The organism is Streptomyces sp. NPDC048565 (assembly GCF_040650935.1).
GTDB lineage: Bacteria > Actinomycetota > Actinomycetes > Streptomycetales > Streptomycetaceae > Streptomyces.
Map to the genome: position 1 here is coordinate 99,405 of NZ_JBEZIH010000023.1, position 22,550 is coordinate 121,954.

The window sequence follows — 22,550 nt, forward strand, 5'->3', positions numbered from 1 at the left end:
CACCATGGTCGAGATCAACTGGGAAGATCCCTACTGCGGCGAGGGGAACAATTGCTTCCGGCTCGGGACGGACAGCGAAGGCAACGCGTTCGTCGCCGTCCTCGGCCAGGAGGATCGTTACCTCACCGACAGCCGCGAGTCCCTCCAGCAGATGATCCGCGACATCAAGGCCGGCAAGGCCGATCACCTGCTGTAGGCCACATCCGTATCCGCGTCCCCATCTTCTGCCGGGCGCCTGCGACGGCTCGCGAGCTGCCAGGCGCCCAGGCCAAGGACCAGCACCGTCCCGGCGCCGATCCCGGCGAAGCCGATCGTCCGCATCGTGGGGTCCGCTCCCCCGCCCCCGGGGCCCGCGCCGTCGAGGCCGAAGCCTGCGGCTGCGGGGTCGCCGTCGTACGGCGGGCCTGGTTGCGCCTCGCCCTGGAGGCCGACGTTCAGTGTCATGGGGACGCTGCCGGAGACCTTGGGGTCGAGGGTCACCTGGACGTAGTACCAGCCCTGGAAACGCATCGCCGATTCCGCCTCCGCGCCGGTCGTGAACCGGTTCGCGTAGGCGGCCGGGGCCGTGCCGAGATCGGTGCCGGCAGGGGCGCCCCGGTAGCCCGTGCTCTTGTCGGCGACGAGGCCGCGAGCCGTGTTGTACAGGGCGAGCCGTAGCCCGTTGACGGCGAAGGCCGAGCTGTCCGAGGTGGTGTTGGCCAGCTGGGCCCGGAGGAACAGCTGCTGTCCCCAGGCGACCGGCACCCGGTAGAACCGGCTGTCCCCCGGCTCAAGGTCGTCCCTCCAGGTGCCGTCACCGATGGCTGCGGCGTCGTTGAACCCGGTGCCACCGCTCACCTTCTGCGGGGTGCCGCTGCTCGGGGAGGGCGCCTTCGAGCTCCAGCCGGTCGGTGCTTCGGGTTCGTCGGCGCCGGGCTTGAGTCCGGGCTCTGCCATGTAGGTCAGCTCGATCGGCCACTTGGCCGTGCCGGTTGTCCGAGAGCCCGCCCAGGACACGGTGTAGAGGTAGTCGCCTGCCTCCTGGCACTGACTGCTGTCGCCCTGGATGCGCCGTGACGCGTAGCCCGCGAGCGGGCGGGTGGTGTCGCCCCCGAAGTAGACGGACGGGTTGGAACTGCACGGCGTGCCGTTGGCCGAGGTCAGGGAGATCTGGATGCCGTCCAGGATGCCGCTCCTGGTGCCGGGGGGTGGGGCGACCACGGTGGAGATGAACGCGTTGGAGGTGTCGTCCAGCCGGACCCGGTAGTACTTCTTCTGGCCCGGTCCGATGGTGTCCGAGTAGGTCTTCGCCCGTTCCAGCTCGGGTCCGTCGGCGCTCGACTCCGTGCCCGTGACGGGTACCGCTCCGTCGGCCGGCTCGTACGAGGCGGCGCCTCCCGGGGCGTCGCTCATACGGGGGGACGCCATCGCCTCTGTCCCCGACAGGGGCAGAAGCAGGGCGCAGAGCGCTGCCGCTCCGGCGGCGAGGCCGCCTCCGGACCTCGACATCATCGCGCTCCTACCCTCCGACACTGGGACCCCTGCTCGCGCAGGGCTCGGCACCGAGACCGGTCGGCCACGGTACCGGGCCACCATGCACGAAGCCCTACTCGAAAGAGGGAAGTTGGCCCGATCAAGGCCCGATCATGCTGGTTTCCCACCCCACTGCTTGCGCGCGGCTCTACGCTCGTGCGGTGTTCACATATTCTCAGCGAGGCCTGAGCGCCGTCACCGGGGAGAAACCGTGGACGTCCCGACACTAATTCTGTTGGGTGCCGCGGGTGGTCTGCTGCGTGGGGTCCTGGACCTGTACACCCGGTTCGTGTCGTGGCAGGCCGATCGGCGCGTCCATCGGCGGTTGACCGCCGAGGGGACGGCGGGCGACGTACCGCCGCAGTTCCGCGCGTACTTCGATCCCGCCGTCGACATCGTCGCGGCCGTCCTCCACAGCGGGATGGGTGCCGGGGCCGCCGTGCTGTTCGGCACCACGGGCCAGATCGACGGCGAGTACGCCACGCTCGTCGTCGGGATGTCGGCGCCCATGCTGCTCACCCAACTCAGCCGTATCCAGACGGTGAACGAGTCGCTGACGGGTGTTCGCGAGCCGGTCGGGGCGGTAGCGGCAGCGACAGCGACAGCGACAGCGACAGCGACGATGGAAGAGGCCGCCGAGACAGGGGCGCATTCCACGGGCGGCGTCGCGGACCCGGGTGGTGTCGAGCACCCCGGCGGTGGTGCGGATCCCGGCGGTGGTGCGGACCCCGGCGGTGGCTCGGGCCGTCCCGGCGCCGCAGAAGACGCTCCCGGTGTCGCAGCGGCGGCCGACGCGCTGTCCGCCGCGGTGCCCCGGACGGAGCCCCCTGCCGCCCCGGCGCCCGCGCCCTCCGTGTCCCCCGCGCCGTCCGAACCGGATCTGCCTCCTGTCTCCCCTGAAAGTCGGCCGCTCCGCGTGCCGCCCATACCTTCCCCCAGGCCGACTGCCGCGACCGCGGACGCCGGCATGCGGGATCCCGTACCCGGCGAGGCCCGCGCCGGGCGGGCACAGCTCCCGGATCCCACGCGCCCCGGGGACGCCCCCGGAGACCCGGCCGAGGGGACGGGGCCCGGCTTCGACGGCCGACACGCGCGACGGTGGCGGCAGGGCCCGGCGATCGGGGAGGAGGGGCTGTGAACAGCCATCCGTACCTGCTGAACGAGGATCGCCGGGAGTACGAGCGAATCCTCGACCAGGTATTGCGTACGTCCGGCGAACACCCCGAACTGGCCGCGCCGGGCCGGCGGATCGCTCTGGAACAGCTGCGCAGCATGGCGCTCAGCGCCACCCCTCACATCACGGCGGCGGCAGCGGACGAGTACCAGCACTATGTCGCGGTCCGCGACGAAGTCCGTGAGTCTGCGTCCCGGGATGAATCCCGGGAGGCGGTGCGGTCGGCTTCGCTTGCGCAGTCCACCGACCAGGGCGCGCGGGCAGATCTGGGCCGGCGGTTCGGGGCGGCCGTCCTGGGTGCCGGGCAACCTGGCACCGGCCGGACCGCCGACGTCGTCGCTCCGTCGCGGTGGGCCAGGATGACCTACGGACGCCGTCTGCTGGCGGCGCTGCTGGGTCTGCGCGTACGCCCGGAGGCGCCGTCGGCGGTGGAGGCGGCTTCGAGGTCACCACGTACGTCTGCGCAGTCCACAGGCGGCCACGGACGTCAGGCCGTCCGCGAACCGCTGGACCTGGAGGCCTTCCATGGGCCCGGAGCCGGTCTGTTCGGTGCCTTCGCCGTCCTCGCCCCGCTGCTCACAGGAGCTGCCGCCCTCTTCTTCCTCCTCATCGGCTTCATCCTCGAAGTGGTCACCTCCGGCTCGGGGTTCAGCCGGTCCTTGTTCGCCGCCGGCTGGCTGCTCGGGGCCCTCACCGTGGGCCTGATCGTCATCTGGGTGGCCGGTCAGGTGGTCGCTGCCCGGCGCGGCGGCCGGCGCATCTCGGCGGCCACCCCCCGGGGCGGACTGAGCGAGGAGCACGTGGAGTGGGCCGCGGAAGCCTGGCGGCAGGCCCTGCTGGAGCGCGGCATCCTTCCCTTCCTGCGGGAGGTCCTCGCCGATCCCGGCGGGCGCGCCTCGTACTGGGACGCCACCGACTCGCCCGTCGGCCGCGTTCCCGGGCTCGGCTACTCACGGCCGAGCTTCTCCGGCCCGGGTGATGACCCCAGCGGCCCCCCGGCCCCCCGCCCGCACTTCAGCAGCCCCGACTTCGCGAGCCCGGACTTCGGAAGCCCGGACTTCGGAACCTCGGATCACCAGCCGGAGTGAAGGGCTGCGGCTGCGGTAGCGGCGGGGCGGCCTCTGCGGCGGTGGCGGAGAGTGCGTCCCGGTGTTCCGCAGTCGGCCACGCGCGGTCGTCCACCGTCAGGAACGGTTCGCCCAGCACGGTCGCCGGGGTTCTGCCGGTGAACGCCATGACGTCCCGGTGCAGATGGGGCTGGTCGTAGTAGCCGCTGTCCGCCGCGACCTGGGCCGCATCTTCTCCTGCGGTCATACGGTGCACGGCGTGGTCGAAGCGGACCAGCTTCGCGGCGCCCTTCGGGGGGATGCCGAGGTGCGAGTGGAACCGGGACCACAGACGCTTACGGCTCCAGCCGAGCTCGGCCGCCAGGCCGTCGACCCGGACGAGCCCCCTGCCGTCGACGATCTGGTTCCAGGCCCAGGCGAGCTCCGGGTCCACCACCGGTGTACGGGCGGCTTCACGTCGGCGGGCGAGCAACGCGGCCACGACCGCGAAGCGGTCCTCCCAGGAGCGCGTTTCGCTCAGTTGCTCGCGGATCCGTGCTGCGTCCTTGCCCCACACCTCGTCGAGGGACACCGGAGAACCGGCCAGATCGGCCGGGCAGACGCCCAGAATCGAGCCCGCGACCACGGGAGACAGCCGCACCTGTACACACTCGGTGCGCTCGCCCCACCCCCGGACCCCGCCTCCGGAGCCGAACCCGGGGCCGGCGACGAGGCTGCCCCGATGTCGCCGCCCGGAGCCGTCCTCCACGGTGGACGGGATCGCTTTGAAGTCCAGGATCAGCATCACCGCCGGGTGCGGCACCACCCGCAGGCCACCGGCGGGCGAGGTGGGAACCCGGAAGCCCGCCATATCGACACCGGCCGGCCCGATGTGCCGCTGCGGGCGTGCGACATCCCACGCGGCGGAGTCGTCGCGATCGTCACGTTCACGTTCACTCGTGGTGGACGCCATTACTCAATGCTACGCAGGCGGACCGAGGAGGGAACATTTGTCCAAGCCACCGGTGTGCGCCGGCGGCGACAGTGGGGTCATGACTTCTCCGGACAGGCACCAGCACCCCCGTGTGAACGACGACACCCGAGCCTCCGAGGGCTCGGTCATCGGCCTGGAGCACGGCGACATCCACGTCTGCCAGGACGGCCCGCGCGAGGCCCCTGTGCTCCTGCTCATCCATGGATCCGCCTCATCGAGCCGTTCATGGGACGCTCTGGTCCCGCTGCTGGCCGGGCTCCACCGTGTCATCCGGATCGACCTTCCGGGCCACGGCCGCTCGGCCGAACCGGACGACGGCGACTACGCGCCCCCGGAGCAGGCACGCAGGATCGGCACGGTGCTGGACCGGCTCGGCGTCGAGCACGCCGTGATCGTCGGCCACTCCAGCGGTGGCTACGCCGCGACCGCGCTCGCCGAGCAACGGCCCGAGCTGGTGACCGCACTCGCGCTCATCGACACCGGCCCCAGCATGGGTGCCTTCATCGCCCCGGGGTCCGCCGCGTTCCGCCCCGAGCAGTGGCCACCGCCCGACGAGCAGATCCGCCAATTCGCGAGCACCGGGTTCCGGGCGGGCTACCACGTGCCGCAAGAACTCGTCGAGGAGCTGCGTGGCCTGACCTTCCGCGCGATCACCACAGCGATGCAGGCCTCCATCGCCTACCTGAACGAGCGTGCGCTCCCCGACCGGCTACTGGCCGTCGGCAAGCCGCTGCTGGTGATCTTCGGCGACGAGGACCTCAGATGGCGGCCCTCGTCCGCGGCCGACTACCGCGTCGTCCCGGGCGCGGAGGTCGAGCTGCTGCCCGGCTCCGGACACACGCCCATCATGGAGGATCCGCCAGGCACAGCCGCGCTTCTCCTGCCCTTCGCCGAGACCCACGCCGCTCGACAACGGAAGGGGTGAACGACGCGCCGCGTGCCGGTCCCGCGGAGCCGGCACCGCTGTGTACGAGCGCACCCGCTCCCCGGTGGTCCCTGGCGCGGGTGCGGGGGCGCTCGACCCGAATCGCCGCCACCGTCAGGGCAGTTCAGGGACCGGCCAGGCGCGTGGGCGGGGCACCCGCATTGCCTCGGGCGCGACAGGGGTGTGGGCGGCGGCGGCGTAAAGGTGGCCGTCGCGCAGGACTACGGCGCCGCTGCGGAGCATGGTCGTGATCAGTTCGGCTGCGAGAGCCTCGGGCGTCATGGCCAGGAGACGAGCGGCATCGGTCAGCCAGACGCGGGCGTTCAGATACCTCTCGGTCTCGTCGGCCGGTATGCCGTCGCGGATCATCAGGGCGAAGGCGAAGATCCGCCGTGCGCCGTACCAGACGGCTCCCGCCGGGTCGTCCACGAGCCGCTGGGCACGGCGCAGGGCGGTGGCGAACGCGGCTGTGGGGTCGGTGAGCACCGGCCCGTGGGAGGGCAGGATCACGCGCGGGTCGAGGGCAGCCATCCGTTTGAGCGAGACGAGCGCGGTGGCCGCCGCGTCGGGGCCGTCGAGAGCGAGATTGACCCAGCCGACGTCGTAGTCCGACAACGCGTCCCCGGCCACGAGCAGTCGCTCGTCCGGCTGCCACAACGCCAGATGGCCAGGGGTGTGGCCGGGGGTGCGTACGACCTCCCAGTCGGCATCGCCCAGCCGAAGGGCCCGGCCGTCGTCCAGCGGGACATCCACGGTGTACGGGGCGACGGGCTGGTCGAGGTACTCGGCTGCGCAGCAGCCGGGGTCCCGGCGGATGATCGCCTCGGCCTCCGGGGTTCCGGCAGCGATGGCGGCGCCCTGCGCACGGAGGAGGGCGTTGCCGCCGACGTGGTCGGAGTGCCAGTGGGTGTTCACGACCAGCTCGACCCCGCCTGCGTGTGCGCGGGCCCAGGCCGCGGTCTCGTCGGCGTGGCCGACGAAGCCGGTGTCGACCAGGGCGGGCCGTCGCCCGGGCAGCAGGAGGGTGTTGGCGTCGGGGAAGGGCCGCTGCCACCATGTCAGCCAGGACGGCAGGGGCGCGGCGGACCGGGACGGCCGGGAGCTCATGCGGCGGGCCGATCGATGCGGATCAGGGTCTGCTGGCCGTTGGCGACGAGCTTCCTGGCGCCGTCGGCCTGGACGCCGTAGACCTCCAGTTGGCAGACGGTCAGGGTGCGTCCGGACTTGAGGACGGTGCCGATCGCTTCGAGGTGGTCCCCTGCGGCGGGTGCGAGGAGGTTGATCTTGTACTCGACGGTGAGGACCTCGGACTCCTCGTCGAACAGGGTGAGCGCCGCGTAGCCGCCGGCGCTGTCCGCGATGGCGCTGGTGGCACCGGCGTGGACGTAGCCGTGCTGCTGGGTCACCTCGGGGCGGGCCGGGAGCACGATGTGTACCCGGCCGGGCCCGATGTGAGCGAGACGCGCGCCGAGGTGGGACATCAGGCCCTGCCGGTCGAAGCTGTCCTGGACGCGCTTGCGTACCGCGGGGTTCGCCTGTTCCTGCTGCGTCTGCATCCGGTCTTCCACGTGTGTGCACTCCTTCAAGTCCGGCTCGGTACGGGACCGCTGATCCGGATGACGAGTCGAGCAGCCGAGGGACAGGTCCCGAGGACCGTACGGGCCAGAATGCCGACGCCGGGGTGGACGACGGCGCAGGCGGTCAGGTGCACCGTGCTGATCGCGAGCCCCTTCGGGACGAGCTGCGCGTTCTTCAGCGGAGCCCGACTACCTCCTGCTCGTCGCCACCGCCGACCTGGCCGCCACCCAACAGAGGAAGAACGTCATCGACGACCGGCCCCTGCCCGGGTAGCTACGAGTCGCCGCTGCGCTGGAAGGTGACCTCGACACGGCGGTTCTTCTTACGGCCCTCTTCCGTCGTGTTGTCGGCGATCGGATACTGCTCCCCGTAGCCACGGATCTCGAAGGTGACACTCGGCAGCCCCGGGGCGAGTACTCCCTGCACCGCGTTGGCCCGCTGCTTGGAGAGGACATCGCCGTGCGCGGAGGACCCTAGATCGTCGGTGAAGCCGAAGACGCGGACCTTGGTCGCGTTCTGCTTCTTGATCTCCTCGGAGATGGTGGCGATACGGGCGTTGGCCGCACTGCTCAGCTTCGCGCTGTCCTTGCCGAAGAGGACCTCGGCCTGAAGGGCGAAGGTGATGTCGGCGTTGGTGTCCTCGCGGCGCTCCTCCCCACCCAGGTCCTCGACGATTGACTTGATGTCGAGGACGCGGACATCAGCGAGGGTCGCCCCGTCACCAAGCATGAGCCCCGGTGAGTTGGCATCGACCTCGACGGGCGGCGAGGCGCTCGGGACGGCAGTGGGGTTGTCGTCGGCCGAGGCCGAGGTGGCGCCCCAGAGAGTCGAGGTGCCGAGGACCACCGCAGCGGCGGTGCAGATGCCGATGCGGCATCGGAGTGCGCTTCGCGATGCGGCTGGTGTGGGGGCGGAAGGCTGCATGGCGGTCGTCACCCCGAGATCTTGATCGTCGCGGTGGGCATGGTGGGGATCTGGAAGTCGACCTCGGTGGTCTCTGCCGGCGGTGCGGGGAACTGCCCGAAGAAGGGCACCTTCGCGCCGGCCGCGATACCGCCGACGAATCGGGTGCACAAGCACTTCCCGTCAGTGTCCCTGAGGATGAGGTAGCGCTTCTTCCCCTCCTGGTCCACCAGCGAGGCACCCGCCACCGATGCATGGTTGTCGACGAGCTCCTGCTCACCGCCCTGCCATCCGTCAGCGGTGAAAGCCTGATCGGATCCGTTCGTCACAGTGCCCTTGACGGTGACGAAGCCACCCGACTCACGAGTTGCCGAGTTGACGACCACTTCCACTCCGTTGGCACCCTTGACGGTGGCGAGCACCTGGCTTTCATCCACCTCGTCCGGGGCCGGGCTCTCACTCTTTTGTTCAGATGAAGCCGACTTATCGTTGGGCTTGCCCTCTGGCTTGTCCCCCGAGCCTCCGTCGCCGCCGCAGGCCGTCAGCACCACAGCCATGGCAACGGAGGCAGCAGCGACAGCGGCTCCCTTGAAGCGAATCCGGGTCATGGCTGCACGCATCGGCGTGTTCCTCTCGGTGTCGATCATCTACTTGTCGGCCAGGTGGACGGAGAAGAGGTCTGCCAGGTCCGGCAGGAGATCGATGTTCTTCGGGTCGATGTCGAAGTCTTCGTCATCGCAGACGACTTTGTAGGCCTTTTGCTCCTCGGCGTCATCCGTGTCGTCGTCATCGTCCTCCGCCGGGGCGCTCGGAGTGGGACGCGTGTCCTCTTCGATGCGGCAGCGGGGCTCGATCACTGCCCGTGCGGTGGCCTCGGCCTTCGTCGTCTTCGTGCTGGCAACCACCGAGCTGCCGACCGTCTTGTTGGTCTTGACCGTGACCGTGTACGAGGCATCGGGCCAGAACCCCCGGGCACAGGAGACTTGCTGGGCGTCGTTCTGCGACGCGAGCCATTTACCGGCGGAACACGATCGCGCTCCGATGTCCCGGCCGCTCAGGAGGTCGTCCCATTCGTCAAGGTCGAAGGCTCCTGGCCATGACCACTCGTCCCGCGCGTCCTGGGCCGCAGCGAGCGCGGCCGCGTCCGCAGCGGTCTGGGCCTCGTTCTTCTTCATCGACGCCTGGCCGACGGCGAAGTAGGCGAACGCAAGGAAGAGCAGGCCCGCCACCACCATGATGTAGATGGGGAAAGCCTGCCCTGACTCGCGGGTCTGCGCGGTTACTCGCCCTCGCCCCCACCACCGGTGACCTTGCCGATCTGGGTGGTGATCGCAGCGGCGATCTTGTCGCCGAAGTTCGTCGTCATGAGCACTCCGATGATCGCCACGACCACCACGATGATGCCCAGGTACTCCACCGCGCCCTGCCCCTGGTCGGCCCGGGCCTTCATACGCTCGACGGACGTGTTCGCCCAGACCTTGGCATTGACGGAAGCCTTCAGCATCGGGTTGCTCATGATGTTCCCCTCCGGGTTCGGCCGACCGTGAGCCGGGCGACGCGTAAGTCTCGTTGGTGGCACCCGCGTTACCGGCTTCCTCCTGGCCGGTGCCGCTGGCGACATGAGCAACGTACGGCTGGACGGTCTGTCCGGCGGAGGGCCCCAGGGCCCAAAGACGGACCCAAAACGCGCGCTGGGCCCATCTCTCCGTACGTGCCCCCGGTTCGGGGCCCCTCCTCCGGTCAGCCATGGCTGCCTGTCCCCCTCGTCGCAGGTCCCGAGCCCGGCTCCGTGCCGAGCCAGCGGGCGATCGCCTCGCTGCGGCTGCCGCTGCGCAACTTGGTGAAGATCCTGTTGATGTGGTTCTTGACGGTCTTTTCGCTGATGAAACAGGTAGCGGCGATCTGCTGGTTGCTCATGCCCGACGAGATGAGCTCCATGACCTCCGCCTCCCTCGAACTCAGGTCGTACTGCTGCCTGTTGGCCGCTCGGGGCCTGTTTGGTTCTCTGTCAGACGAAGACTGTGCCACAACAGGTTGCAGTTGCGAAAGACCTCGCGGATGTCCTGCCCGTTGCGCCGCCGCCCCCGAAGGGCCCCGCGCGCCGTAGGAATTGTCGCCCGGAGGCTGGGCCGGGGAGCTGGGGGCGGCCGGGGATGCGTCCGGCGTCAGGGACGTTCCGAGCCCCTCCGGGAGCTGTCTCGGCTGCTGCTCCCTCCCTTGGCGCATATGGGTGAGCAGCGCGTTGGCCGCCGTGGCGGTGAAGGGGGCCCGGCCGCTCCTCGTGTCACGTACGGCCTGCACGAGTTCGTCCGCGGTGAACTCGCCGTGCACCAGATAGCCACCGGCGCCCAGACGCAGGGCCTCGTGCACGATGTCGCTCTCACGGCTGTACGTCAGCATCATCACGGGTGCAACCTGCACCAGGTGCGGCAGGGCGGAGAGGCCGTCCACCCCGGGCATCCGGACGTCGAGCAGGATGACGTCGGGGCGGTGGCGTACCGCCGCTTCGTAGGCCTCGCGCCCGTCCGCCGCCTCTGCCACGACATCGATGTCAGCACGACCGCTGAGCAGAACCCCGAGTCCTGCCCGTACGACGGGGTTGTCGTCCGCGACGACGACCCGCAGCGGCCCGGGGGCCGGCCGCTCGGGAGCTGCGGGGAAGGCGGGCATCGGCTCGGGGCCCGGGGGCGTCGAGGGCGGGAGGTGGGTGGTGGCCGGGAATGCGGGGGAGCTGAGTTCCGTGCTGCGCGGGGAGCCGTGCGACGACGTGTGCTGGGAGGCGTGGTTCTGTGCCGCCCAGTCCTGGCCCGACGCGCGCGATACGTCATCCGACATTCTGCGACCTCCTCTCAGGTGTCGTGGGGACGGAAGAAACACGGGGACCGTTGGAGCGGCGGAGCGGGAGCGGTGGAGCGGGAGCGGTGGAGCGGGAGCGGTGGAGCGGGAGCGGTGGAGCGGGAGCGCTGGAGCGGGAGCGCTGGAGCGGCAGCGGGAGCCCTACGGCCGGTGCCTGGGCAGCCGCAGCGGTTACGGGTCAGCCCCGGCCTGGGACAGTGCGGCCGTCGGGAGTTCCACGCGGACCTCCGTGCCCTTGGCCGCCTGGCCCCTGCCAATGCGGATACGGGCACCGATGGAGGCCGCGCGTTCGACCATGCCGACGAGCCCGAAGTGGCCGGCCCGTCGCAGGTCGTCGAGTGTGGTGCCCTTGGGCAGCCCTTGCCCGTCGTCGTACACGCTGACGCGCAGGACATCGCCCTTGATGCCGGCGAGGACGATGAGGTAGGTGGGGTGGGCGTGCCGGTTGGCGTTCTCCATCGCTTCGGAGGCGACGGTGAGCAGCTGTCTGGCGACGACCTGCGGGACCAGCGGTACGGGGGTGTCGCCCGGACTCCGGAACACGGCCTCCACGCCGTGTCGGCGGCTGAAGTCATCCGTCCTGGTGCGGAGTTCGGTGATCAGGTCCACGCCCCCGTCGAGGCCCGATTCGCGGCGCAGGTCGGAGAGGAGCTCGCGGGACTCGGCAGCGGCCCGCCGGGCCGATCGGGCCACCAGTTCCGCCTGGTTTCTGACGGTCGGGGGGTCCATGCGGTCGACGGAGTGGGCCAGACCGTCGGCGGCCAGGGCCAGACCGTGCAGGGTCTTGGCGACGGAGTCGTGCATCTCCCGGGCCAGCCGGCCGCGTTCGTCCTCGACGGCCTCGCTGACGGCGAGGCGGGCCCGCGTCTCGGTCAGGGCCTGGCTGGCCGCGCCGACGCGGAGCATCAGATTGCGCAGGGCCACTCCGAAGGCGCCCGCCAGGATGCAGAAGCCTGGCAGGAGCAGCACGTCGGCCAGGCTCGACTGGGGGCGGTGGTCGACGCCGTAGGCCGCGGCGAGGATCAGGCTCTGCACAGCCGCGAAGATTCCGGCGGCGCGCCAACCGTAGAGCAGTCCGGCGAGCAGCGGGGTGCACACGACGGCGTAGCCGAGCGTCGACTCGGGCGTGGCGGTGAACAGCAGCAGCGCGCCGAAGACCGTGTCCACGCCGAGGAGCAGCGGGTAGCGCACGAGGAGCGGTCCGAAGCGTTCCCAGTCGCGGTAGAGCGCGTACGAGCCGACGAAGGTGACGAGGACGGCCGATCCCACCAGCCACCCGGCGAGGCCGGGGGCGCTGTTGCCGACGGCCTGCGGGGTGCCGATGGCGATCATGGCGAGCCGGAAGAGGAACACCTGCCTGGCCAGCGCCTGGAGGGCGTTGACCTGGATGGAGACCGTGGGTGCCGGGCCCACCGGGGTGGACAGGGTGTGGCGGGGGTCCGTGGGCTCAGGTCCCGGGTGCAGCGAGATCGTCATCGGCCGGCCACTCACTCCCCCGTCAGGGATCCGAGGTCGGTGCCGGATCCGAGCAGCATGGCGGCGCCCATCAGGAGCACGGTCGCGGGGATCATGAAGGTGGTGACCATCAGGGTGGCCTTGGGGACCGCCTTCGCCGCCTTGCGCCGGGCGTTCTGCGCGTCGGTGCGGCGCATGTCGTTGGCGATGGCGATGAGGGTGTCGACGATCGGTGCGCCCAGCTCCTCACCCTGCTGGAGCGCGGTGACGAACATGGCGACCTGCTCGGAGTCGTTGCGCCTGCGCAGCTCGTCGAAGGCCTGGCGGCGGCTGACGCCCATGTCCATCTGGCGCAGGGTGATGCGCAGTTCGTCGGCCCAGGGGCCCTTGTACTTGTCCGACACCCGGTCGAGCGCCTGCCGGAAACCGAGGCCGGCGGAGACGACGACAGCGAGGACGTCCAGGAAGTCGGGGAGCGTACGGTCGATGTCGTCCCGGCGTTTGCGGACGGCGGCCCAGATGCCGACCTCGCCCCAGAACAGGCCGAACGCGACCATCAGCAGGGCCATGAAGATCTGGCCGCTGGAGAGCATCGCGAAGGCGGCGAAGGCTCCGAGGGCGCTGTAGACGGCACGGCGGGCGGCATAGCGGTCGACGGTCAGGCCGTCGGGGTTGCCGGCCATGTCGATCTTGCGGCGCTTCTCGTTCACCTTCTTCGGGCCCATCAGGCGGAGCACCAGAGGCGCCCAGCGCATGCCGAGCCGGTCGATGCCGGAGCCCACGGCGGTGGTGCGGGTCGAGCCCACCTCCAAGGCGAGCGCGAGGTCGCCGGGGAGGGTCGCCTCGGTGCGGTACATCCGTACGCCCTTGAAGACGCCCAGCACACTGAGGCCGACGACGAGAGCGAGCAGCAGTTCCATATCGAGCGGTCCCCTCCTCAGATATCGATCTTCGAAATGCGGCGGATGGCGATGAAGCCGACGGCGTACAGGCCGAGCGAGATGATGACGGCGGTCTGACCGAGGAACGATCCCGTCATCCGGTCGAGTGCTCCGGGGAGGATCGAGTTGACGAGGAGCATCGCGCCGACGCCGATGGCCGGGACGGCGTACGCGGTGGTGTTGATCTGCGAGAGCTGGGTGCGGACCTCGCGCCGGGTCTCCTTGCGCTCCTCCAGGGTGATGGTGAGGTTGCGCAGCGAGGAGACGACCTGGCCGCCCGCCCGGTTGGACAGGATCAGGGTGGCGACGAGGACGACGAGCTCGCGGGACGGCAGGCGGGTCGCGAGTTCGTCCAGGGCGTCGTCGAGGGTGCGGCCCACGCCCAGCTGGTCGGCGACGACGCGGAGTTCGTCGCCCGCGGGCGCCTCTAGTTCCTCGGCGGCCATGGCGATGGCGGTACGCAGGGAGAGCCCGGCCTGGGTGGCGTTGGCCAGCACCCGGGAGATCTCGGGCAGCTGGCCGATGAAGGCCTCGGTGCGTTTGGTGCGGTGCCAGTTCAGGAAGGTGTTGGCGGCCCAGATCCCGGCGAGTCCGGCGAGCGGGCCGAAGAACGAGGCGAGCAGGGAGGCGGCGATCAGCCAGAGGGCCACCACGGAGGCCAGGACGTAGAGGAAGTACTCACCGGGGGTGACGTCGAGGCCGGTGGCCGCGAGCTTCCGCTCGATCCACTTGCCCGGTTTCGTGCGGCGCAGCCGGCGGTCGAGCCCGGGGAAGCGGCGCTGCGGGCCCCCTTCGACCTGGCCGGTGGAGGAGAGCCGGTCGACGAGGGCTTCGCGCTGGGCCTTGCCCGAGTTGTAGGCGTGCAGGCCCAGGACGCCGAGTACGCAGCACAGCAGCGTGACGCCGATGGTGAGCGGTGCGAGGTTGTCCATGTCGGGTACCTATTCGGCTTCTCGGGTGGCGAGGTACGCGTCGGACGGTGCGACCCCGAAGGCCTGGGGGATCGGCTGCCCGGCCATGTAGAGCCGGTCGGCGATACGGCGCGGGAGCGGCAGGGCGTGGAACTCGCCGTGGATCAGCCCGTCGGTGTCCATCGGCCTGGCGTCGAACCGGGCGACGGTGACGATCCTGTACGGGGCCCGTCCGTGCGAGTCGAGTACCGCGAGCTCGGTGATGCGCCGGGAGCCGTCCGCGTGCCGGGTCAGCTGGACGATGACGTCGACGGCGCTGTTGATCTGGTCGTGCAGGGCCTCGAAGGGGATCTTGATCTCGGACATCGACGCGAGGGTCTGGAGACGCATCAGCGCGTCCTCCGCGCTGTTGGCGTGGACGGTGGCCAGTGAACCGTCGTGGCCGGTCGACATCGCCTGGAGCATGTCGAGCGACTCGCCGCCTCGGACCTCACCGACGATGATGCGGTCCGGGCGCATACGCAGGGAGTTGCGGACCAGGTCGCGGATGGTGATCTCCCCCTTGCCCTCCACGTTGGCGGGGCGTGACTCCAGCCGGATCACATGCTTCTGCTGGAGCTGGAGTTCGGCGGAGTCCTCGATGGTGACGATGCGCTCGCCCTCGGGGATGAGCCCGGAGAGCGCGTTGAGGAGCGTGGTCTTGCCCGTGCCGGTGGCCCCGGACACGATCACGTTGAACTTCGCCTGGACGAGCCCGGCGAGCAGCAGCAGTATCTGCTCGTCCAGCGAGCCGAAGCTGATCATCTCCTGAAGCGTGAAGGACCTGGGGAAGCGCCGGATGGTGAGTGTCGCGCCGGTGAGCGAGAGCGGCGGGATGATGACGTTGACGCGCTCACCGCTGGGCAGACGGGCGTCGACCATCGGATTGGCCTCGTCCACGCGCCGGTTGACGGTGGAGACGATGCGCTCGATCGTCTGCATCAGCTGCTCGTGACTGGCGAAGCGCAGGGGGAGCTGCTCGACCCGGCCCGCTCGTTCGACGTAGATCTGGTCGGGTCCGTTGACCATGATCTCCGTGATGGAGGCGTCCTCCAGGAGCGGCTCCAGGACGCCGAGCCCGAGTGCCTCGTCGACGACCCGGCGGATCAGCTGGGAGCGTTCGAGGGTGGAGAGGACCGGGCCCTCACGGCTGATGATGTGGCCCAGCACGCGTTCCAGCCGGGCCCGGCGGTCGGCGGTGGCCAGCGAGGACATCTCCGCGAGGTCGATCTCCTCGAGGAGCTTCGCACGGTAGGTGGCGACCATGTGGCCGTCCTCCCGTCCCCCTCCGCGCTCCTCGGGGGCGGTGATGCGTGCCCGCAGACTCATGGGTGGTACTCCTCGGGTGAAAGGGGATGCGCTCAGTCGCGGGGCATGGTGGCGGACTTCTCGACGGTCCGGTCACCGAGGAGGCCGAGCAGGACGTCCGGGATGTCGACCGTGACCTTCACCGTGACCGATTCACCCCCTGTCGGCGCGGCGATCCGGGACCGCTGGGCCACCCAGCCGGTCATCGACGCCTTGCCGACGCGCTCGTACGACCCTCGCAGGCCGTCCTGCGAGGCCGTACGGGCGGCGGCTCGTGCTCCGGTGCCGGCCTGCTGGGCGGTGTAGGCGACGAGGCCGAGCTGTATGCCCGCGAGGCCGATCAGGATGAGGACCGGGAGGAAGCCGAGGTACTCGATGGCGGTCGAGCCACGGTCCGACCCCCCGCGCGGTCTCCGTCCGGCCGCTCGTGGAATCCGTACGGATGCCATGCCGCGTCACTTCCCTTCCGCTGCCGCGCCGGCCGTCGCCCTGACGGGGATGGGGAGGCTGGCGAAGCCCGGGAACAGGACGGGGGCCTTCAGGGTGATGGTGGCCTTGACCATGTCGTTCCCCTCGGATCCGCACTCCTGGATCTGCGCGGGCCCCTCCCAGGCGCTCGGGAGCCGCTCGTACACGGCGGCCCTGCACCTGCTCTGCCGGTCCCAGGCGCCCGAGGCGACCGCCTTGCGTACGCCCTCGTCCGCCGCGCCGCTCGCCAGGGTGAACGTGTAACCCACCAGGACGGCCTGCCAGAGCAGCACCAGGGTCACCAGGATGATCGGCACCATCCCGGTGAACTCGATGCTCAGCTGCCCACGGTCGCGTCCCGACCGTGCCGACGCCGATGCCGACGCCGGTGCCAGCGCCCGTGCCCGCGCGCGCAGCCGTGTGCGTATCGAGCCGGGTTCTCCGCTGCCTGGCATCACTGTCAGCCTCCCCCGCTGGTCGTGCCGCCCTTGCGCCTGCGGCCACCGATCGAGCCCCGGTCGCCCCGCAGCATGCCGCCGCGTGACTCCGTTTGCTTTCCAGGCTTCACGAGTCCGAGCTCACCCGCCAGGGCCCAAAGGGCCTGTTTCACGGTGGAGCGTGGGTCCAGTTCGTGCATTCGGCCCGAATCGACCACGCCCTGGAGCTCCTTGAAGTTCGCCGGCACGGCCGTGCCCGCCATCCGGGTCCCGGTGATCCGCTGGATCAGTGCGGGCTGGATCTCGGTGTTGCGGTTGAAGCGATTGACGAGGGAGACCGTCTCCTCGCCCTTACGGATCTGGAGCCGGTCCCACATCCGTACGATGCGCTTGGCACCCCGCACCGAGACGACGTCCGGGGTCGTCACCAGCACGGCGGTGTCGGCCATCTCGATCGCCGCGGCGTTGGCCCCGTTCATCTGGCTTCCGCAGTCGATGACGACGACGTCGTAGCGTGAGCGCAGGGCGCTGACGATCTGGCGGGCGGCCCGGTCGCTGACCTCTTCGCCACGCTCGCCCTCCCCAGGGGCCAACAGCAGGGCGAGGCCCGTGTCGTGCGAGAACACGGCGTCGGAGAGCACCCGGGGCGATATGTCGGTGATGGCCGCCAGGTCGACGACGGAACGCCGGAACTGCACGTCGAGATAGGCGGCGATGTCGCCGGTCTGGAGGTCCAGGTCCACGAGCGCCGCCGCGTGCCCTGACGCCTGCGCGGCCAGGGCCAGCTGTACGGCGGTGACGGTCGCCCCGACCCCGCCCTTGGCCCCGGTGACGGTGACGACGGTGCCGCCGGGCCCGGTGAACACATCGGCGCCGGAGCCGAGATGGCGTCGTACGCCGGTGGACCACTGGGCGGCGGCCTGGACACGGTTGGCGAGTTCCTCGTAGCTCAGGGGGAGGGTGACCAGCCCCCGCGCCCCCGCGTCCATGGCCGCGGCGAAGAGCACGGGGCTCGCGTCGGCGGTGATCAGCACGACCCCCACGGCGGGGAACCGCAGGGAGACCTCCCTGATCAGCTCGAGGGCGGGCACCGGGCCGATCCGCTCGTGGACCAGGACGGCCTCGGGCAGTTCCTCGATGGCCTCACCGGCGAGACGGGCGAGGGTGTCGATGAGCTGCGTGGAGTCGCCCACCGGTGCCGCGGGCTCGGCGTCGGGGAGCTGGCTGAGCAGAGTGGTCACTGACCTGGCCGCGTCGGCGTCACCGACCGCCGGGAGGATTCTGATGGTCATCCCGCCCTCACTTGTCGTTGTCGAGCGTGTAGGTCCGGTCGCCCGGGCGGATGGTGCCGTCGCTGCCCGGGGCGATCAGGGCGAGACGTACGTGCTGGGCGAACGACTCCGCGTAGGCCACGCGCTGGGTGTCGAGGGTGTTGAGGGCGAAGGTGATCGGCACCGCCTGGGTCGCCTGGTTCCGGTCCTCCTTCTTCGGTTCGAGGGCGGTCAGTTCGCCGACGTCGAGGACCTTGGCGTTGGAGACGATGATCTTGGACTGGGAGGCCTCGCCGTCCCGCTCGCCCGTGAAGGTGGCATAGATGTTCACCTTGTCGTTGGGCCTGATCTTGCCGGCCACACCCGTCGCCGCGTCGATCATGATGGCGATCTCCTGCTCACCCGGACGCAGTTCGGGACTGCGCACCATCATGTCGCTCTGCATCAGGGAGCCCTTCTGCAGCTCGGTGACCGCGATCTTGCCGTCGATCTCGTCGATCTCCGTGACGGCGTTGCCGGACAGCCAGCGTTTGGGCATGGAGACCTTCTCGAACTGCCCGGCCGACAGGGCCGTGTACGGGGCCACATCGGTCTTCAGCCGGTAGGCGTCGACCTCGGGGCCGACCTTCGAGTTGACGTCGCTGATGACCGAGAGCACCCCGGCGAAGGCGGCGAAGGCGCACAGGACCGAGAGGAGCAGGAGTATCACGCCGCGGCGCTGGCGGGAGTTCATGGGCCGGACAACCTCGTTCGAATCGGATGCGTGGAGCAGCGGGCAGAGACGGATGCGCGGTGTCTGAGGAGCGCTAGACGCTGGGCGGCGCGGGCGCTCCGGGGCTCAGGACACCGGGGGAGAGCATTCGGTTCTCCGACGGCGCCAGCGGGGAGGAACAGAACCCGCACCGGTCGCCGATGAGCTCCATTCCGCACCAGTGACAGTTTTCCCTGCGCACGGAGGAAACAAGCTGGTAGATCACGGAGATGTCCGGCAGGAAGGAGGCGAATTCCACCAGCTTCCCCGTTCCCCACCAGCGCGCCGACCCGGAAGGCAGAGCGCACTCCGCAATGGCTTGGACCCCCCAGGCGGGGGCGAGGGTCTGTTGCACCCATTCGGATGTCAACTGCCCCTTGGCGACCAGCAGATGACTGGTGAAGGCGGGCCCGGACGGTGGTTCGACCGTCGGCCCGATCCTGACCAGCTGCGGGCTGGGTCCTGCGAGCACGGCGAACTGTGAGCCAGGTACCCAGGACTTGGCGTGGCTCTTGAGGCTGACCGGGACCCGGTCGAGCCTGGCCACCGAGTTCAGCAGGGCTCCGGCGTGGATGTAGTGGGAGAGCAGGCGGGCCGCCGACGCGACGACTCCCGGGCTGAAGTCGCAGATGGAGAGCTGGCGCAGCTGGCGTACGAGTACGGCGACGCCCAGCGGCGGCAGGTCGGTCCTGAGTAACGCGATGCGGTCGCTCTCCAGGACCGAGCGGATGGCGTGCAGCCGGCGCTCATGGGCGGGGCTGATGCCCGACGGGTAGACCGCGATCACATGACCGTGCTGCTCCAGAAGCAGGTTCATGTCACCGATCGCGAGATCGAGGGGCTGCGCTCCGGGCGCCTGGAGCAGGGCGGCGGTGGGCGTCTGCTGATCGGTCGGCGGTAGCACGAGATCGGCGCTGGTCACTGCTATTGCGGTCGGCACGCACTTCCCCGTTCGCCTCCGGCCGTGGTCGGGGATGACTCCGGCCGCAATCACTCTGCCCCCGTGCTTCTCCCCAGCACTTTAACCACGTCACACCAGGCAGAGAACAGATATCGGAACCCAGTACGAAGACGTACTGGACACGCGTTCGCTCCGCCTCCGTACGAAATCGGACGAAAGGCAGACCGGTTAACTCCTGTACCACTGCGCAGAGTTACCCCGGCCGTCCGGGTTTGAAAACCGCCGGAATTAATCTGCCCACGTCAGAACGGATGGCGGCGAATCCGCTCGCTTTCCCGGACCCGCCCTCGATATCCGCTCCGTCACGTTCCGGGCATCCGGGCCGAGTCACCCGAAGGTGTGCACGCCCCGCGCCCCCGACACCGGCGCGCGCTCGCCGCCCGGCACATCCGTATCGCCAGAGGTCTTGACATCTTGATTGGTCTGGACCAGTTTATCAGGCCAACGGGTGGCCACCGTTTCCGCAAGCATCCCCCCAACTCCCCCCACCGGAGGCAGCAAGTGGAACACTCCGCAGGCAGCAGCACACACAGAAGGCGCCGGATCAGGCCTCTCGTCGGCGGGGTCGTGGCCGCCGTCGCAGCCGGGGCGCTCGGCGTCACCGGGCTCGTCACCACCGCGCAGGCGGGCGACACCGACACGGCCGCGAAGACCGGCGAGGCGGCGGGCGCAGGTGCCGCGTCGGTCCCCGCGCACGCGGTCACGGGCTACTGGCAGAACTTCGACAACGGTGCCACCGTCCAGAAGCTCAGCGACGTCCCCGAGAACTACGACATCATCGCCGTCTCCTTCGCGGACGCCACGGACACGCCCGGCGGTGTCACCTTCAACCTGGACTCGGCCGGCCTCGGCGGCTACACCGTCGACCAGTTCAAGGACGACATCAAGGCCAAGCAGGCCGACGGCAAGAACGTCATCATCTCCGTCGGAGGCGAGAAGGGAGCCGTCGCCGTCAACAGCGACGCCTCCGCGGCCGCCTTCGCGGACTCGCTGTCCGGCCTCATCCAGGAGTACGGCTTCAACGGCGTCGACATCGACCTGGAGAACGGCCTCGACTCCACGTACATGACGAAGGCGCTGCGTTCCCTGTCGTCGGAGGTGGGCTCCGACCTGGTGATCACCATGGCCCCGCAGACCATCGACATGCAGTCGACGTCCACCGAGTACTTCAAGACGGCGCTCGACATCAAGGACATCCTGACCGTCGTCAACATGCAGTACTACAACAGCGGTTCGATGCTGGGCTGCGACGGCAACGTCTACTCGCAGGGCTCGGTGGACTTCCTCACCGCGCTCGCCTGCATCCAGCTGGAGGGCGGCCTCGACCCGTCCCAGGTCGGCCTCGGTGTCCCCGCCTCCGCCAGCGGCGCCGGCAGCGGCTATGTCGAGCCGGCCATCGTGAACGCGGCACTGGACTGCCTGACCGAGGGCACGAACTGCGGTTCGTTCAAGCCCGACACCACCTACCCGGGGCTGCGCGGCGCGATGGCCTGGTCGACGAACTGGGACGCCGCCGCGGGCAACGCCTGGTCCGACTCGGTCGGCGCGCACGTCCACGGACTCCCGTAGCCGTACCCCGTCATCGACACCCCGTGACCCGGTCACACCCCGGGCCGACGATCCAGCAGCGCCGCCGCTCCCCCGGCGGCGCTGCTGCGTCGTCCCCTGTCACCAGGGCAGTTCGCGCACCTGCTGGACGCACAGCACGATGAACAGCAGACCCGCCGCGCCCAGCATCCCGTTGCTGAGCCAGCCGTTACGCCACTCCCTGGGCGTACGCGAGGAGTTGAGCAGCCAGATCAGGGTCAGCGCGAGGAACGGCATGAAGAACGCGCCCAGCACCCCGTAGCCGATGACAAGACCGAAGGGCTCGTCCAGCCACAGCAGCGTCATCGGCGGGAACGTCAGCCAGAGCAGATACGCGCGGAAGGGCACGGACCGCTCCTGGCGGCCGACCGTCCCGCTGCCCGCCCCCTCCACGCCCGCGTGGCCACGGGCGCCCCTGAACCGCTCCACGAAGTCGGCGAACATCAGGCTCACGCCATGCCACACACCGATGAGCGACGAGAACGACGCCGCGAAGAAGCCGATCAGGAACAGCTTCGCGGTGCCCGCACCGAAGCGGTCCTGAAGGACCTCACCGAGGTCGACCAGCCCCCGGTCGCCGCTCGTCAGGGCGATCTGCGAGGAGTGCAGCAGCTCCGCCCCGACGATCAGCATCGCCACGACGAAGATGCCGGTCGTGATGTAGGCGACCCGGTTGTCGATCCGCATCACCTTCATCCAGGAGGCGTCGGACCACCCCTTGGCGTTCACCCAGTACCCGTACGCCGCCATGGTGATGGTGCCGCCGACCCCGCCGATCAGCCCGAGCGTGTAGATCAGCGACCCGTCGGGAAGGACGGGGAGCAGCCCCGCGAAGGAGGCACCGACGTCCGGTACCACCCGGATCGCGACGTAGACCACGACGACGAACATCACGCCGATCAGGACCGTCATGACCTTCTCGAATACGGCGTACTGGTTGAACCAGACGAAGACCAGACCGATCAGCCCGGTGATGATCGCCCAGGTCTTCAGTCCAGGACCGTCCGGGAAGAGCGCCACGATGGGCAGGGCGCTCGACGACATGGCCGTCGCGCCGTACACGAAGCCCCAGACGACGACGTACACCGCGAAGTAGCCGGTGGTCCACCCGCCGAGGGTGCGCCAGCCGTCGAAGAGGGTGCGTCCCGTCGCGAGGTGCCAGCGGCCCACCGCCTCCGCGAGGGAGATCTTGACGAGGCAGCCGATCACGGCCGCCCACATGAGGGTGTAGCCGAATTTGCTGCCCGCGATGAGCGTCGCGACCAGATCCCCCGCTCCGACGCCGGTGGCCGCGACGACGATGCCGGGCCCGATGTAGCGCCAACTGGACTTACGCGGCCGGGGGCTCAGCTCCCCCGCACCTGTGGTCTCGCTTGTCTCCGCCATGTCGGTCAAGGAAGCGCATGGCGGAGGATCGCACAAGGGGGCGCGTC

At 69.9% G+C, this 22,550-nt stretch carries 23 protein-coding genes and 1 pseudogene; 5 read left to right on the forward strand and 19 right to left on the reverse strand.

Going from position 1 to position 22,550, the window contains the following annotated elements:
• Positions 1–4 precede the first annotated feature (4 nt).
• A complete protein-coding gene (locus AB0C75_RS25920; RefSeq protein ID WP_362894097.1) occupies positions 5–196 on the forward strand; it encodes a hypothetical protein in 192 nt (63 codons plus the stop codon).
• On the opposite strand, the gene AB0C75_RS25925 is transcribed toward AB0C75_RS25920, so the two are convergent.
• Positions 184–1,488 (reverse strand): hypothetical protein, encoded by a 1,305-nt coding sequence (locus tag AB0C75_RS25925; RefSeq protein ID WP_362894098.1) that lies wholly within the window; start codon positions 1,486–1,488, stop codon positions 184–186. The genes AB0C75_RS25920 and AB0C75_RS25925 overlap by 13 nt on opposite strands.
• 235 nt (positions 1,489–1,723) lie before the next feature.
• On the opposite strand from AB0C75_RS25925, the gene AB0C75_RS25930 reads away from it, so the two are divergent.
• Complete coding sequence (locus tag AB0C75_RS25930; protein ID WP_362894099.1) at positions 1,724–2,650, forward strand: hypothetical protein; 927 nt, start codon at positions 1,724–1,726, stop codon at positions 2,648–2,650.
• On the forward strand, positions 2,647–3,774 hold the full coding sequence (locus tag AB0C75_RS25935; RefSeq protein WP_362894100.1) for a hypothetical protein: 1,128 nt from the start codon (positions 2,647–2,649) through the stop codon (positions 3,772–3,774). The genes AB0C75_RS25930 and AB0C75_RS25935 overlap by 4 nt, the downstream gene beginning before the upstream one ends.
• Here the strand turns inward: AB0C75_RS25935 and AB0C75_RS25940 are convergent.
• Positions 3,701–4,705 carry a helix-turn-helix domain-containing protein gene (locus tag AB0C75_RS25940; RefSeq protein ID WP_362894101.1) on the reverse strand — a complete coding sequence of 335 codons (1,005 nt, stop codon included), beginning with the start codon at positions 4,703–4,705 and terminating at the stop codon, positions 3,701–3,703. The two genes, AB0C75_RS25935 and AB0C75_RS25940, sit on opposite strands and share 74 nt — an antisense overlap.
• Before the next feature lie 79 nt (positions 4,706–4,784).
• Here AB0C75_RS25940 and AB0C75_RS25945 point away from each other — a divergent pair, with 79 nt between their 5' ends.
• Positions 4,785–5,651: an alpha/beta hydrolase gene (locus AB0C75_RS25945; RefSeq protein ID WP_362894102.1), complete on the forward strand. Its 867-nt coding sequence runs from the start codon at positions 4,785–4,787 to the stop codon at positions 5,649–5,651.
• Between the two features lie 114 nt (positions 5,652–5,765).
• Here the strand turns inward: AB0C75_RS25945 and AB0C75_RS25950 are convergent, their stop codons facing one another.
• The 16 genes and pseudogenes from AB0C75_RS25950 to AB0C75_RS26025 form a co-directional block, all read right to left on the reverse strand.
• Positions 5,766–6,758, reverse strand: a complete 993-nt coding sequence (locus tag AB0C75_RS25950) for an MBL fold metallo-hydrolase (RefSeq protein ID WP_362894103.1) — start codon at positions 6,756–6,758, stop codon at positions 5,766–5,768.
• Positions 6,755–7,219, reverse strand: a complete 465-nt coding sequence (locus tag AB0C75_RS25955) for a PaaI family thioesterase (RefSeq protein ID WP_362894104.1) — start codon at positions 7,217–7,219, stop codon at positions 6,755–6,757. The genes AB0C75_RS25950 and AB0C75_RS25955 overlap by 4 nt, the downstream gene beginning before the upstream one ends.
• Positions 7,220–7,502: 283 nt before the next feature.
• Positions 7,503–8,153: an OmpA family protein gene (locus tag AB0C75_RS25960; protein ID WP_362894149.1), complete on the reverse strand. Its 651-nt coding sequence runs from the start codon at positions 8,151–8,153 to the stop codon at positions 7,503–7,505.
• An 8-nt stretch (positions 8,154–8,161) separates the two neighbouring features.
• Entirely contained in the window at positions 8,162–8,779 is a 618-nt protein-coding gene (locus tag AB0C75_RS25965; protein ID WP_362894105.1) for a hypothetical protein, read from the reverse strand.
• Positions 8,780–9,379: pseudogene (locus AB0C75_RS25970) on the reverse strand (pilus assembly protein TadG-related protein); the annotation flags it as partial. It abuts the gene before it with no gap.
• Positions 9,380–9,411: 32 nt separating this feature from the next.
• A complete protein-coding gene (locus AB0C75_RS25975) occupies positions 9,412–9,648 on the reverse strand; it encodes a hypothetical protein (RefSeq protein WP_362894106.1) in 237 nt (78 codons plus the stop codon).
• Between the two features lie 224 nt (positions 9,649–9,872).
• Positions 9,873–10,967, reverse strand: a complete 1,095-nt coding sequence (locus tag AB0C75_RS25980; RefSeq protein ID WP_362894107.1) for a response regulator transcription factor — start codon at positions 10,965–10,967, stop codon at positions 9,873–9,875.
• Between the two features lie 192 nt (positions 10,968–11,159).
• Positions 11,160–12,464: a histidine kinase gene (locus AB0C75_RS25985; protein ID WP_362894108.1), complete on the reverse strand. Its 1,305-nt coding sequence runs from the start codon at positions 12,462–12,464 to the stop codon at positions 11,160–11,162.
• Positions 12,465–12,475: 11 nt separating this feature from the next.
• The gene (locus AB0C75_RS25990; protein ID WP_362894109.1) at positions 12,476–13,363 is read right to left on the reverse strand and encodes a DUF5936 domain-containing protein; all 888 of its coding nucleotides are present in this window, start codon (positions 13,361–13,363) and stop codon (positions 12,476–12,478) included.
• A gap of 17 nt (positions 13,364–13,380) precedes the next feature.
• On the reverse strand, positions 13,381–14,316 hold the full coding sequence (locus AB0C75_RS25995; protein ID WP_362894110.1) for a type II secretion system F family protein: 936 nt from the start codon (positions 14,314–14,316) through the stop codon (positions 13,381–13,383).
• A 9-nt stretch (positions 14,317–14,325) separates the two neighbouring features.
• Positions 14,326–15,663 carry a CpaF family protein gene (locus AB0C75_RS26000; protein WP_362894111.1) on the reverse strand — a complete coding sequence of 446 codons (1,338 nt, stop codon included), beginning with the start codon at positions 15,661–15,663 and terminating at the stop codon, positions 14,326–14,328.
• A gap of 32 nt (positions 15,664–15,695) precedes the next feature.
• On the reverse strand, positions 15,696–16,091 hold the full coding sequence (locus AB0C75_RS26005) for a TadE family protein (protein WP_362894112.1): 396 nt from the start codon (positions 16,089–16,091) through the stop codon (positions 15,696–15,698).
• A 6-nt stretch (positions 16,092–16,097) separates the two neighbouring features.
• Complete coding sequence (locus tag AB0C75_RS26010; protein WP_362894150.1) at positions 16,098–16,430, reverse strand: pilus assembly protein; 333 nt, start codon at positions 16,428–16,430, stop codon at positions 16,098–16,100.
• 140 nt (positions 16,431–16,570) lie between these two features.
• Positions 16,571–17,839 (reverse strand): AAA family ATPase, encoded by a 1,269-nt coding sequence (locus tag AB0C75_RS26015; RefSeq protein WP_362894113.1) that lies wholly within the window; start codon positions 17,837–17,839, stop codon positions 16,571–16,573.
• A 7-nt stretch (positions 17,840–17,846) separates the two neighbouring features.
• Entirely contained in the window at positions 17,847–18,551 is a 705-nt protein-coding gene (gene cpaB, locus AB0C75_RS26020; protein ID WP_362894114.1) for a Flp pilus assembly protein CpaB, read from the reverse strand.
• 73 nt (positions 18,552–18,624) lie between these two features.
• On the reverse strand, positions 18,625–19,509 hold the full coding sequence (locus AB0C75_RS26025) for a hypothetical protein (protein ID WP_362894115.1): 885 nt from the start codon (positions 19,507–19,509) through the stop codon (positions 18,625–18,627).
• A gap of 564 nt (positions 19,510–20,073) precedes the next feature.
• Here AB0C75_RS26025 and AB0C75_RS26030 point away from each other — a divergent pair.
• Complete coding sequence (locus AB0C75_RS26030) at positions 20,074–21,099, forward strand: chitinase (protein WP_362894151.1); 1,026 nt, start codon at positions 20,074–20,076, stop codon at positions 21,097–21,099.
• A 99-nt stretch (positions 21,100–21,198) separates the two neighbouring features.
• Here AB0C75_RS26030 and AB0C75_RS26035 read toward each other — a convergent pair whose 3' ends face one another.
• Positions 21,199–22,503 (reverse strand): Nramp family divalent metal transporter, encoded by a 1,305-nt coding sequence (locus tag AB0C75_RS26035; RefSeq protein WP_362894116.1) that lies wholly within the window; start codon positions 22,501–22,503, stop codon positions 21,199–21,201.
• Positions 22,504–22,550 lie beyond the last annotated feature (47 nt).